At 73.5% G+C, this 12,635-nt stretch carries 10 protein-coding genes; 8 read left to right on the top strand and 2 right to left on the bottom strand.

What is annotated here, in order from left to right:
* Nucleotides 1–65: 65 nt before the first annotated feature.
* Nucleotides 66–521, bottom strand: coding sequence for a ferritin-like domain-containing protein (locus AB0M28_RS13935; RefSeq protein ID WP_365402908.1), 456 nt, complete (start codon nt 519–521; stop codon nt 66–68).
* Nucleotides 518–1,072 carry a hypothetical protein gene (locus AB0M28_RS13930; RefSeq protein ID WP_365402905.1) on the bottom strand — a complete coding sequence of 185 codons (555 nt, stop codon included), beginning with the start codon at nt 1,070–1,072 and terminating at the stop codon, nt 518–520. The genes AB0M28_RS13935 and AB0M28_RS13930 overlap by 4 nt, the downstream gene beginning before the upstream one ends.
* Before the next feature lie 114 nt (nt 1,073–1,186).
* On the opposite strand from AB0M28_RS13930, the gene rimP reads away from it, so the two are divergent.
* The 8 genes from rimP (at nt 1,187) to AB0M28_RS13890 (ending at nt 12,527) form a co-directional block, all read left to right on the top strand.
* Nucleotides 1,187–1,699 carry a ribosome maturation factor RimP gene (gene rimP / locus AB0M28_RS13925; protein WP_365402902.1) on the top strand — a complete coding sequence of 171 codons (513 nt, stop codon included), beginning with the start codon at nt 1,187–1,189 and terminating at the stop codon, nt 1,697–1,699.
* A gap of 2 nt (nt 1,700–1,701) precedes the next feature.
* Nucleotides 1,702–2,685 (top strand): transcription termination factor NusA, encoded by a 984-nt coding sequence (gene nusA, locus AB0M28_RS13920; RefSeq protein ID WP_365402899.1) that lies wholly within the window; start codon nt 1,702–1,704, stop codon nt 2,683–2,685.
* A gap of 97 nt (nt 2,686–2,782) precedes the next feature.
* Nucleotides 2,783–3,067: a YlxR family protein gene (locus AB0M28_RS13915; RefSeq protein WP_365402896.1), complete on the top strand. Its 285-nt coding sequence runs from the start codon at nt 2,783–2,785 to the stop codon at nt 3,065–3,067.
* Nucleotides 3,068–3,214: 147 nt separating this feature from the next.
* The gene (infB, locus tag AB0M28_RS13910) at nt 3,215–6,280 is read left to right on the top strand and encodes a translation initiation factor IF-2 (RefSeq protein WP_365402894.1); all 3,066 of its coding nucleotides are present in this window, start codon (nt 3,215–3,217) and stop codon (nt 6,278–6,280) included.
* Between the two features lie 266 nt (nt 6,281–6,546).
* Entirely contained in the window at nt 6,547–8,172 is a 1,626-nt protein-coding gene (locus AB0M28_RS13905) for a PucR family transcriptional regulator (protein WP_365402891.1), read from the top strand.
* 157 nt (nt 8,173–8,329) lie between these two features.
* Nucleotides 8,330–9,775 (top strand): aldehyde dehydrogenase family protein, encoded by a 1,446-nt coding sequence (locus tag AB0M28_RS13900; protein ID WP_365402888.1) that lies wholly within the window; start codon nt 8,330–8,332, stop codon nt 9,773–9,775.
* 176 nt (nt 9,776–9,951) lie between these two features.
* The gene (locus AB0M28_RS13895) at nt 9,952–11,190 is read left to right on the top strand and encodes a PQQ-binding-like beta-propeller repeat protein (protein ID WP_365402885.1); all 1,239 of its coding nucleotides are present in this window, start codon (nt 9,952–9,954) and stop codon (nt 11,188–11,190) included.
* 65 nt (nt 11,191–11,255) lie between these two features.
* Complete coding sequence (locus tag AB0M28_RS13890; protein WP_365402882.1) at nt 11,256–12,527, top strand: phospholipase D-like domain-containing protein; 1,272 nt, start codon at nt 11,256–11,258, stop codon at nt 12,525–12,527.
* Nucleotides 12,528–12,635: the final 108 nt, after the last annotated feature.

Here is a 12,635-nt window from a genome sequence, read left to right as displayed (position 1 = left end):
TCGTCGTACAGGGGGCAGGGCGAAAAACCGCCAGGCCGCTCAGGACGGCGGAGCGACCCGGGCCGTCACGCGGAGCCGGAACGTTCCGCCAGTCCGGGAAACGCCGTGCTTCCGCCACGCCAGCGCGCCGCCCGTACCGCGGCCTCCCGCAGCGCGGCCAGGGCCTCGCCCCGCAGCTCGCCGTCGGAGGCCCGCACCAGATCGGCGTACACCCCGGCGATCCCGTCCTCCAGCCGGGCGGCGAGCCGGACGGCGGACGCCTCGTCGCGTACGGCGAAGGGCAGCGCGTACGCGGCCGAGGCCGCCGGCGGCGTGCCGCCGAGGTCGCGGATGGTCCGGGCCGCGGTCTCCCGGCGCGCGCGGTGGGCCTCGTACGCGGCGCGCGCCTCACCGGCCCGGTCGTCGCCGATCCGGGCGCCGATGACCCCGTAGCCGTAGACGGCGGCGTGCTCGCCCGCGAGCACGGCCTGGGCGGCGGCGAGCGACGCGCCGGACGCGTCGGCGGCGGCGGCGTCACTCATCCGGCGGCTCCCTTGCTGAGCAGATACGCGTGGACGGTACCGGCCGCCGAGACGGAGGCCAGCAGCCGGGCCAGCTCGCCGGGGGCGTCGGCCAGGGTACGGGCGTGGGCCTCGGCCGCCCGCCTGGCCGCGGCGGCCAGCTCGGTACGGGCTTCTCCGGGCTCCGCGGGGACGACCGGCGCGGCCGGCGGTGTGGGGCTCGGCGAGGGGGACGCGGAGCCCTTGGCGTCCTGCGTGCCGCCCTTGCCGCCCTTGCCGCGCTCCCCCAGCGCGGCCACGTGCGCGGCCGCCTCCGCCCGCAGCGGCGTCAGGCGCGCCGCCAGCGCGGGATGGGCGGCGATCGTCGCGTCGTACCGGCGCAGCAGCTCCTCGGCGTCCGTCCGCGCCTGCCGCCGCAGCCGCTCCTCCCGCGAGGGCCCGGACGGCCCCCGGGCAGCGCTCCCGCCCCGCTCCGCCGACTGGCAGCCGGTGACCAGCGCCGCGGCGCCGACGGCGGCGCCCTGCAGCAGTCTGCGGCGGCCTGTGGGCCGCGTCGTCCCCGTGATCAGCACGACCCGAGCGTACCTGTGGGCGTCGCCGACGTCGTGGAGCGGATACCCTTTGACCTGACACGACTGTCTGAGACCCGATCCCACAACAGCACACGCGGCCGAGGAGTCACCCGGATGAGCACCACCCAGAACGAGAGGCTGCGCGGGCTGCTTGACCCGCTGGTCGCCGAGTTCGCACTGGAACTGGAGGACCTCGAGGTCGCCACGGTGGGGCGGAAGCGCATCCTGCGGGTCGTCGTGGACTCCGAGGACGGTGTGGATCTCGACGCGTGCGCCGAGCTGAGCCGTGCCGTGTCGGAGAAACTCGACGAGACGGGCGTGATGGGCGAGGCCCCGTACGAGCTGGAGGTCGGGTCCCCCGGCGCCGAGCGGCCGCTGAAGGAGCCGCGCCACTTCGAGCGCGCCCTGGGCCGGCTGATGCGGGCCAGGCTGACCAAGGAGGCCGGCGGCGAGGAGATCGTCGCGCGGATCCTCGGCGTGGACGAGGACGGCCTGGACACCGAGGTGCAGGGGGTCAAGGGACGCAAGTCCAAGCCCCGCCGGCTGGCCTACACGGAGATCGACAAGGCCCGGGTCGAGGTCGAGTTCAACCGCAAGAACGACGAAGAGAAGGGCGAGGAGGCGTAGCCGTGGACATCGACATGAGCGCCCTGCGCGGTTTGGTGCGGGAGAAGGAGATCTCCTTCGACCTGCTGGTCGAGGCCATCGAGTCGGCCCTCCTGATCGCCTACCACCGCACCGAGGGCAGCCGGCACCGCGCCCGCGTGGTGCTGGACAAGAACAACGGCCATGTGACCGTGTGGGCCGTCGAGGACGACGAGGACGTGCCGGAGGGCCAGGAGCCCCGCGAGTTCGACGACACCCCGACCGGCTTCGGCCGGATCGCGGCGACCACCGCCAAGCAGGTCATCCTGCAGCGGCTGCGGGACGCCGAGGAGGAGGTCACGTTCGGCGAGTACGCCGGGCGTGAGGGCGACGTCGTGACCGGCGTGGTCCAGCAGGGCAAGGACCCGCACAACGTGCTGGTCGACATCGGCAAGCTCGAGGCGATCCTGCCGGTGCAGGAGCAGGTCCCGGGTGAGGAGTACTCGCACGGCACGCGGCTGCGGACGTACGTCGTCCGGGTGGCGAAGGGCGTGCGCGGGCCGTCCGTGACGCTGTCGCGGACCCATCCGAACCTGGTGAAGAAGCTCTTCGCGCTGGAGGTTCCGGAGATCGCGGACGGCTCGGTGGAGATCGCCGCGATCGCCCGCGAGGCGGGGCACCGGACGAAGATCGCCGTCCGCTCGACGCGCTCCGGGCTGAACGCCAAGGGCGCCTGCATCGGTCCGATGGGCGGCCGGGTCCGCAACGTGATGGCCGAGCTGGGCGGCGAGAAGATCGACATCGTCGACTGGTCGGACGATCCGGCGGAGCTCGTCGCGAACGCGCTGTCACCCGCTCGGGTGACGAAGGTCGAGGTCGTCGACCTCGCCGCGCGGTCGGCGCGGGTGACCGTCCCGGACTACCAGCTGTCGCTGGCGATCGGCAAGGAGGGCCAGAACGCCCGCCTCGCCGCCCGGCTGACGGGCTGGCGGATCGACATCCGCCCGGACACCGAGACCGCCGACTGACGCCGGTCGGGCCGCCCCCGGCGGTGTACAAATGAGGGACAACCGTTCGATCTCCCCCCCGGAGGGGTGAGGTCTCGCCGGGGAGGTAGACTTAAACGTGTCTGGCCGGACGCACGCCCGAGCGCGCCCAGAACGCACCTGCGTGGGCTGCCGGGAGCGAGCGGCGAAAGACGGCCTGCTGCGTGTGGCGAGAGCCGAGGACGCCTGCGTCCCCGATCCTCGCGGTACGCTGCCCGGCCGGGGTGCCTATCTGCACCCCGCCAAGGCATGCCTTGACCTGGCGGTCCGCCGCCGGGCGTTCAACCGGGCCTTCAAGGCCGGTGGCCCGCTCGGCACCGAGGCGCTGACCGCGTTTCTGGCCGAGGCGGCAGAAACACCGTAAGAGCACCGCGCGGATCCCCCGCGCGGTCGGTACCTCGCGAGTTGGAAGTAGGTCGAGATTGCGATGAGCACTCGATGAGTACGCGATGAGTACGCCCATGCAGAAGTAGCGAAGGTCCGGCGGACACCCCGGACCAGAAGGAGCGATGTGGCTAAGGTCCGGGTATACGAGCTCGCCAAGGAGTTCGGAGTCGAGAGCAAGGTCGTGATGGCCAAGCTCCAAGAACTTGGCGAATTCGTCCGCTCGGCGTCCTCGACTATCGAGGCGCCGGTTGTACGGAAACTGACTGACGCATTCCAGGCGGGCAATGGCTCTCCCGCCACCAAGAAGGCTGCCGCGAAGCGGCCGGCCGCCCCCGCCAAGAAGACCGCTGCGGCCCCCCGTCCGGGTGGCGCCGCGGCCCCCGCAGCCCCGCGACCGGGTGCCCCCACTCCGGGCCCGGCGAAGAAGGCTGCCCCTGCAGCTCCGACGGCGGCCGACGCCGTCGCGTCCAAGGCCGCGCCCACCACGGGTGCAGCCCCCGCCCCGGGCCCGCGCCCGGGTCCCAAGCCGGCCCCGGCGACGCCCGCGCGTCCCGCCCCGGCCGCGCCCGAGTTCACGGCCCCGCCGGCGGCTCCGGCCGAGCGGCCGCAGGCCGCCGCGCCCGGTGGTCCGCGTTCCGGTGGCGCCCGTCCCGGCCCGGCCCAGCCGCGCCAGCAGGGCGGCGGCCAGCAGGGTGCCGCCCAGCGTCCGGGCGGTCCGCGTCCCGGTGGCGCACGTCCGGCGGGTCCCCGTCCGGGCAACAACCCGTTCACGTCCGGTGGCTCCACCGGCATGGCCCGCCCGCAGTCGCCGCGACCGGCCGGTCAGCGTCCGGGCGGACCCCGCCCCGAAGGCGCCGGCCAGGGCGGTCCCCGTCCCCAGGGCGGCGCACGTCCGACCCCGGGCGGCATGCCCCGCCCGCAGGGCGGCGCCGCGTCCCCCGGTCCCCGTCCGGGCGGTCCCCGCCCGAACCCCGGCATGATGCCGCAGCGCCCCGCGCCGAGCGCCCGCCCCGGCGGCGGTCCCGGCCGTGGCGGTCCCGGCGGTCGTCCCGGTGGCGGTGGCGGCGGCGGTCGTCCCGGTGGCGGCGGCTTCCAGGGCCGTCCCGCGGGTCCCGGTGCCGGTGCCCGTCCCGGCGGCGGTGGCGGCGGCTTCGCCGGCCGTCCCGGTGGTGGCGGCGGCGGTGGCGGCTTCGGCGGTCCCGGCGGCGGTGGCCGTCCGGGCTTCGGCGGCCGTCCCGGCGGTCCCGGTGGCCGTGGTGGCACGCAGGGCGCCTTCGGCCGTCCCGGCGGTCCGGCGCGTCGTGGCCGCAAGTCGAAGCGGCAGCGGCGCCAGGAGTACGAGGCCATGCAGGCCCCGTCCATCGGCGGCGTGATGCTCCCGCGCGGCAAGGGCGAGACGGTCCGTCTCTCCCGCGGCGCGTCCCTGACCGACTTCGCGGAGAAGATCAACGCCAACCCGGCGTCGCTGGTCCAGGTGATGTTCAACCTGGGCGAGATGGTCACCGCGACCCAGTCGGTCTCCGACGAGACGCTCACGCTGCTCGGCGAGGAGATGAACTACGTCGTCCAGATCGTCAGCCCGGAGGAGGAGGACCGCGAGCTGCTCGAGTCCTTCGACATCGAGTTCGGCGAGAACGAGGGCGGCGAGGAGGCCCTGGCCTCGCGTCCGCCGGTGGTGACCGTCATGGGTCACGTCGACCACGGTAAGACGCGACTGCTCGACGCGATCCGCAAGACCAACGTCATCGAGGGTGAGGCCGGCGGCATCACCCAGCACATCGGCGCCTACCAGGCGACGACCGAGGTCAACGGCGAAGAGCGCCGCATCACCTTCATCGACACCCCGGGTCACGAGGCGTTCACCGCCATGCGTGCCCGTGGTGCGAAGTCGACCGACATCGCGATCCTCGTGGTCGCGGCCAACGACGGCGTCATGCCGCAGACGGTCGAGGCGCTCAACCACGCCAAGGCCGCGGACGTGCCGATCGTCGTCGCCGTCAACAAGATCGACGTCGAGGGCGCGGACCCGACCAAGGTGCGCGGTCAGCTGACCGAGTACGGCCTGGTGGCCGAGGAGTACGGCGGCGACACGATGTTCGTCGACATCTCCGCCAAGCAGGGTCTGCACATCGACTCGCTGCTGGAGGCCGTGGTCCTGACCGCGGACGCCGCGCTGGACCTGCGGGCCAACCCGGACCAGAACGCGGAGGGCATCGCGATCGAGGCCCACCTCGACCGCGGCCGCGGCGCCGTGGCGACGGTCCTCGTCCAGCGAGGCACGCTGCGGGTCGGCGACACGATCGTCGCGGGTGACGCGTACGGCCGTGTCCGTGCGCTCATCGACGACAAGGGCAACGCGCTGGAGGAGGCGGGTCCGTCGACCCCGGCGCTGGTCCTGGGTCTGACGAACGTGCCGGGTGCCGGCGACAACTTCCTCGTGGTCGAGGAGGACCGTACGGCCCGCCAGATCGCCGAGAAGCGTGCGGCGCGCGAGCGCAACGCGGCCTTCGCCAAGCGGGTCCGCCGGGTCAACATCGAGGACCTGGACAAGATCCTCAAGGCCGGCGAGATCCAGTCGCTGAACCTGATCATCAAGGGTGACGCGTCCGGTTCCGTCGAGGCCCTCGAGTCCGCGCTCATGCAGCTCGAGGTCGGCGAGGACGAGGTCGAGATCCGCGTCCTGCACCGCGGTGTCGGTGCGGTCACGGAGTCCGACATCAACCTGGCCATGGGCTCCGACGCCGTCGTCATCGGCTTCAACGTCCGCGCCGAGGGGCGTGCGACGCAGATGGCCGAGCGCGAGGGTGTCCAGGTCAAGTACTACTCGGTCATCTACCAGGCGATCGAGGAGATCGAGGCGGCCCTGAAGGGCATGCTGAAGCCGGAGTTCGAAGAGGTCGAGCTCGGTACGGCGGAGATCCGCGAGGTCTTCCGCTCGTCCAAGCTGGGCAACATCGCCGGTGTCCTCATCCGCTCGGGCGAGGTCCGCCGTAACACCAAGGCGCGCCTCATCCGTGACGGCAAGGTCGTGGCGGAGAACCTCAACATCGAGGGCCTGCGCCGCTTCAAGGACGACGTCACCGAGATCCGCGAGGGCTTCGAGGGCGGTATCAACCTCGGCAACTTCAACGACATCAAGGTGGACGACGTCATCGCCACCTACGAGATGCGGGAGAAGCCGCGCGGCTGACCCCCGTCCCGTCCGTCGGACCGGCGCCCCGGTCCCTGCCCCTTCGGGGGCGGGGGCCGGGGCGTCCGGCTTTCACGGCGGTACCCGGCCGGCGGATCGCAGCGGTGGGCGCCGGCGGATCCGGCTTCCCGGGCGCGCTGCCGGGGACCCGGGCCCGCGGCGCACCCGGGTCCGCCGGTAAGGCAGAATTGACCGTGGCCGTTCGTACGCGACGGCGATAAGCAGGGTCCGTTCGAAATCGACCCGCCGAAGGCGGAAAAGGTGCCATGCCCACGCTCTCCTCACTCGTCCACCACTCCGCCCTCAAGCTGGGCGTGCTCGCCGGTGCCCACCGGCTGGAGGCCGAGGTGCGCTGGGCGCACACCAGCGAGCTCATCGACCCGGTGCCGTATCTGGAGGGCGGGGAGCTGCTCCTCACCACGGGGATGAAGCTCGGCGTCGACGACCTCGACGCCATGCGGCGGTACGTCAAGCGGCTCACGGACGCCGGTGTCGTCGGGCTCGGGTTCGGCGTCGGGGTCAATCTGGACGCCGTGCCGGAGGCCCTCGTCACGGCCGCCGACGAGGCCGGGCTGCCGCTGCTGGAGGTCCCGCGCACCACGCCGTTCATCGCCATCTCCAAGGCCGTCTCCGCCGCCATCTCCGCGGACCAGTACCAGGCCGTCACGGCCGGCTTCGAGGCCCAGCGCGACCTCACCCGCGCCGCCCTGGGCGCCGGGGGCCAGGACGCCGTCGTGGCGCGGCTGGCCGCGCACCTCGGCGGCTGGGCCGCCCTGTACGACACCAGCGGCGCCCTCGTCGCCGCCGCACCGGACTGGGCCCTCGCCCGGGCCCAGCGCCTCACCGCCGACGTCGAGCGGCTGCGGGACCGGCCCGCGCCGGCCAGCGCGGTCGTGGCCGGCGAGTCCGCGGGCGACGGGAACGAGGACCGCGTCGAACTGCAGAGCCTCGGCTCCGGACGGCGCTGCTGCGGCGTCCTCGCCGTGGGCACCGACGCCGCCCTCGGCACCGCCGCCCGCTACGCCGTGCACGCCGCCGTCGCGCTGCTCACCCTCACCGCCGAGCGCTCGCAGTCCTTCCAGGCCGCGGAGGAGCGGCTGGGCACCGCGGTGCTGCGGCTGCTGCTCTCCGGGCATCCGGGGCACGCCCAGGCCGTCGCCGGGCAGCTGTACTCCGGGCTGCTCGACGCCCCGCTGCGGCTGATCGTCGCCGAGGCGACGGAGCCGGAGGCCGACGGCGACCCCCTCGCCGAGCTGGCCGACGCCCTGCAGACCGCCGCGCTCACCGCCGGGGAGCCCGTGCTCGCGGTGCCCGACCGCGGCCGGCTGCTGGTGCTCGCCGCCGACAGCGGTGCCGTGGCGCGGGCCGCGGAGGAGCACGCCGCGCTGATCGAGGTCCAGTACCCCGGATCCGTCGGCCCGCCCGGCGGGGCGCGCGCCGCTGCCGCCCGTACGCCGCTGCCGCTGACGGTGGGCGTCTCGGCGCCCGCCGGGCCCGCCGCCGTACCGGCCGCGTACAAGCAGGCCGAGCAGGCCCTGTCCGTCGCCCGGCGGCGCGGGCGGGTGCTGGTGGAGCACGAGGACCTGGCCGCCGGGTCGGTGCTGCCGCTGCTGGGCGACGACGCGGTGCAGGCGTTCGCGGACGGGCTGCTGCGGGCGCTGCGCGAGCACGACGCGACCGGCCGGGGCGATCTGGTGGAGTCCCTGCGGGCATGGCTCTCCCGGCACGGGCAGTGGGACGCGGCGGCCGCCGACCTGGGCGTACACCGCCACACGCTGCGCTACCGGATGCGGCGGGTGGAGGAGATCCTCGGTCGGTCCCTGGACGATCCGGACGTACGGATGGAGCTCTGGCTCGCCCTGAAGGCGACCAGCGCGTCCGCGTCCTCCTGACAGCGGCCCGCCCGTCCACGTACTCCCGACCGCTGTGGCCGTTTCGGCGTATCGGAGACCCCCAGTGGGACGTGAGGGACAACAGCGCCGCGCCCTGCGACCGCCTACGGTGGGCAGGAGAACCGAACCGCGTTCCTTAGCCCCCCGGAGGGACACCGTGACTGCCCCGCACCCGTTCTGGCTCGCCGGCCGTCAGGCCACCGGCGACGACACCCTCGACGTCACCTCGCCGTGGGACGGCCGCCCGGTCGGCAGCGTCAGCGTCCCGACCGACGCGCAGGTCGAGGAGGCCGTCGCCGCGGCCCACGCGGTGGCGGACGAGTTCGCCGCCACCCCGGCGCACGTCCGGGCCGCCGCGCTGGACCACGTCTCGAAGCGGCTGGCGGAGCGCACCGAGGAGATCGCCCAGCTGATCTCCGCCGAGAACGGCAAGCCCGTCAAGTGGGCCCGCGGCGAGGTCGGCCGCGCGGTGTCCGTGTTCCGCTTCGCCGCCGAGGAGGCCCGCCGCTTCAACGCCGGCGACGCCCAGCGACTGGACACCGACGCCGGCGGCGTGGGGCGCCTCGCGCTCACCCGCCGCTTCCCCAAGGGCCCGGTGCTCGGCATCGCGCCGTTCAACTTCCCGCTGAACCTCTGCGCCCACAAGGTGGCCCCGGCCATCGCCGTCGGTACGCCGATCATCCTGAAGCCCGCTCCGGCGACCCCGCTGTCGGCGCTGCTGCTGGGTGAGCTGCTCGCGGAGACGGACCTGCCCGCCGGTTCCTGGTCGGTGCTGACCGTCGCCAACGACAGGATGCCGGCCCTCGTGCAGGACGAGCGGCTGCCGGTCATCTCCTTCACGGGCTCCGACAAGGTCGGCTACCAGATCCTGGACTCCGTACCGCGCAAGCACTGCACGCTGGAGCTGGGCGGCAACGGCGCGGCGCTGGTGCTGGACGACTGGTCCTCGGAGGCGGACCTGGACTGGGCGGCGCAGCGCATCGCCACCTTCTCCAACTACCAGGGCGGCCAGTCCTGCATCTCCGTGCAGCGCGTGATCGCGGACGCCTCGGTGTACGACCGGCTGGTGCCGAAGGTCGTCGCGGCGGTGGAGGCTCAGGTCACCGGTGACCCCTCGGACGCGGCCACCGACGTCGGCCCGCTGGTCAGCGAGGACGCCGCCAAGCGGGTCGAGTCCTGGGTGGACGAGGCCGTGGCGGCCGGCGCGAAGCTGCTCACCGGCGGCAAGCGCGAGGGCGCCTCGTACGCGCCGACCGTGCTGGCCGAGGTGCCGGGCGAGGTGACGATCTCCTGCGAGGAGGTCTTCGGTCCGGTCCTCACGCTGCAGCGGGCCGACGGCACGGACGCCGTCTTCGCCGCCGCCAACGCCTCCAAGTACGGCCTGCAGGCGGGTGTGTTCACCCACGATCTGCAGACCGCGTTCCGCGCGCACCGCGCGCTGGAGGTCGGCGGCGTGATCGTCGGCGACGTCCCGTCGTACCGCGCGGACCAGATGCCGTACGGCGGCGTCAAGCAGTCCGGCGTCGGCCGCGAGGGCGTGCGGTTCGCGATGGACGACTACACCTACGAGCGGGTCATGGTCCTCACGGGCCTGGACCTCTGAGAACGGCGCGGTAGCGGCGGCACGCCTGACGGCGCCGCCGCCGCAGCGACCACCGGCGCGGCCGGGAGGCGGTCAACTGCCTCCCGGCCGCGCTGTGTTCGCGGGGCGCCGGCGCGGGTACCCTCCGTTGCCGGGGCGCCGGGGCGGTGCTCCCGGCACGGCACTCGGGGGATGCCATGGCGCGTCGTCGGACCTTGCTGCGGCTGCTGGCCGCCCTCGCGGCCGTGCTCTGGCTGGTCAACGGCGGCTTCGAGGACATCGGCGACCAGTTCCGGTCCGAGCCGCGCCGCCCGCCGTCCCACGCCCTGGACCGGCTGTGGACCCGGGAGGAGCCGCAGAGCCGGCTGCCCGCGGTGCTCTGGTCGGCGGGTGACACCGTCGTGCTGCGGTACGGCGACACGCTGACCGGATACCGGATCGACGACGGCCGGACCGCCTGGCAGCGTCCGCTCCCACCCGGGGCCGAGGGCATCTGCGGGGTCTCCCCCACGGCCGGCAGCGACGGCGCGGGCGCCGTCCAGTACCTGATGCGCGGCCGCGGCTGCACGCGGCTGGAGCTGCTGGACGCCGCGACCGGCGTCGTGCGCTGGCAGCGCGACGTGGAGCAGATCACCGGCCGGGACTGGCAGCCGCCGTCCGCGGGCCTGACGGGCGTGGCCCTGGGCCTGCGCGACCGGGACGCGCGCGACAGCCGCGTGCTGCGCTTCGCCCTGACCGACGGCCGCCCCCTGGCCCCGGTCACACCGGTGCCGGGCTGCGCGCTGGACTCGGCGGCGTACAGCTCGGCGCACGTGGTGCTCGGCGAGACCTGCGCCGGGGACCGGCGGATCACCGTCTACGCCGCGGGATCCGGGCGCCGGCTGTGGAACGAGCCGGTGCCGGCCGGAACGCTGGTCGAGGCGGTGGTGGCGGACGAGCCGCTCACCCTCGTGCTGGGCACGGTCCGCGGCGACCGCCGGATGGAGGTGTACGGCGCCGTCGGCGGCCCCGGGGTGCGGCTGGTGGACGCGGTGGACGCCCGGGACTTCGCGCCGCTGCGCAACTACTGGTTCGTCGACGCCTTCCTGCTCGCCGTCCGCACGAACGACGGCGTCGCGGCGTACGACCTGACCTCCCGGCGCCAGCTGTGGACGTACACCCACGACCCCGTCGCGACCCTGCTGGGCACCGACGCCGGCCGGGCGGTCGTGGCCGGCTGCCAGGGCGCCTCCCCCGCGCATCCGTGCTTCACCGCGATCGGGCTCGCCGACGGGCGGCCGTCCCTGGCGGGCACGCTGCCGGACGTCGGACCGGCGGGCACGCGTCCGCAGACGGCGTTCCATCTGCTGCGCCAGGGCGGTCTGCTGCTGATGGCGCAGCGCGCGGACGGCGGGGAGCGGATCGCGCTCACCGCGTACCGAATGTCGCGCCCCTGACAAAACAACGGTTCCGCCCCTAGGGTTCCCCCGACCGATCTCCGTACCCGCGAAGGGAGTTCTGGATGAGGGGGAAGAGCGCAGCCCGGCGGACCGGGCTCGCTGTCGTACTCCTGTCCCTGCTCGGCACGCTGCTCGTGGGCACCGCGAGCCCCGCGGCGGCCGTCACCAAACCCGTGGTCAACGGGCCCGTGTTCAACGACCCGCTGGGGTCCGCGGCCCAGCAGTCCGCGGTGTTCACCCAGCTGGTCGACCTGATCGACGCGACGCCCGCCGGGCAGACGATCCGAGGCTCGGTGCTGGAGCTGGAGGACACCGGCGTGGCCGACGCGCTGATCGCCGCCGCGCAGCGCGGGGTCGCGGTCAAGCTCATCGTCGACGACAACACCTCCGAGAAGGGCAGCGCCGCCTATCTCTCGCTGAGGAGCGCGCTCGGCACGACGGACACCGCGGCCTCCTGGATCGTGGTGTGCGACGACAAGTTCGAGGACGACGACGGGGTGGACGACGTCTCCCGCGGCTGCGCGGCGACGCCGCCGCCCTCTCCCGCGTACAACCACAACAAGTTCTTCGTCTTCTCGAAGATCGGGCCGTTCGACGACGGGACCAGCTACTCCAAGGTGGTCTTCCAGACCTCGTCCAACCTCAACGACTGGTACAAGAAGGAGTCCTACAACGACTCCGTGACCTTCGTGGACGCGACCGTGTACGACGGGTACGCCACGTACCACGACGATCTGCGGCGGCTGCGCTACCTGGCCGCCGGGAACAACTCCTACTACCGGTCCACGCCCACCGGCTCCACGTACCGCGCCTTCTTCTTCCCGCGCGCCGACCCGAACTACTACAACGGCGCGTCCGACACCGTCGTCAACGCGCTGGACGAGGTCTCCTGCGCCTACACCGGCACGGACGGGCTGCGGCACCAGACCGACATCAGGGTCGTGATGTGGTCGTTCCTGGGCTCGCGCAAGCAGGTGGCGTCCAAGCTGGCGGAGAAGCGGGCGCAGGGCTGCTGGGTGGACATCGTGTACAGCGGCACCGACTCGACGGTCACCACGATCCTGGACGGCGCGGGGATCCAGCACCTGTACTGCAACTTCAGCAACGGGCCGGGTATCGACGTCCGTACGCACACCAAGTTCTGGATGATCGACGGCGACTACGGCGGGGACATCACCCCGCGTGTCTACACCGGCAGCCACAACTGGATCGGCTCGGCGCTGCGGTCGGCGGACGAGGCCATGGTGCGGATCACCAGCGCGTCGTACCACGCGTCGTACCTGTCGTACTTCTACAAGATCCGGGACACCTGCCGGGCCAGGATGGCCGGCTGACACCCCAATGGTGCGCGCGGGCTGGTCGGATCTCCCCGAATCGGGTACATACGGACGAGTAGCACTCTCCGGTAACCCGTCGGCGAGAATCCCCGTGGCGTCCGAGGT

This window comes from Streptomyces sp. NPDC051940 (assembly GCF_040680895.1).
Classification (GTDB): Bacteria; Actinomycetota; Actinomycetes; order Streptomycetales; family Streptomycetaceae; genus Streptomyces.
The sequence above is the reverse complement of the archived record's forward strand: the minus strand, read 5'-3'. Positions and strand labels throughout refer to the sequence as shown.

What these genes read in the sequence shown, in the direction of transcription:
- AB0M28_RS13935 (WP_365402908.1), bottom strand. Translation starts at nt 521, where the DNA reads ATGAGTGACGCCGCCGCCGCCGACGCGTCCGGCGCGTCGCTCGCCGCC.
- rimP (WP_365402902.1), top strand. Translation starts at nt 1,187, where the DNA reads ATGAGCACCACCCAGAACGAGAGGCTGCGCGGGCTGCTTGACCCGCTG.
- AB0M28_RS13895 (WP_365402885.1), top strand. Translation starts at nt 9,952, where the DNA reads ATGGCGCGTCGTCGGACCTTGCTGCGGCTGCTGGCCGCCCTCGCGGCC.
- AB0M28_RS13890 (WP_365402882.1), top strand. Translation starts at nt 11,256, where the DNA reads ATGAGGGGGAAGAGCGCAGCCCGGCGGACCGGGCTCGCTGTCGTACTC.
- AB0M28_RS13905 (WP_365402891.1), top strand. Translation starts at nt 6,547, where the DNA reads ATGCCCACGCTCTCCTCACTCGTCCACCACTCCGCCCTCAAGCTGGGC.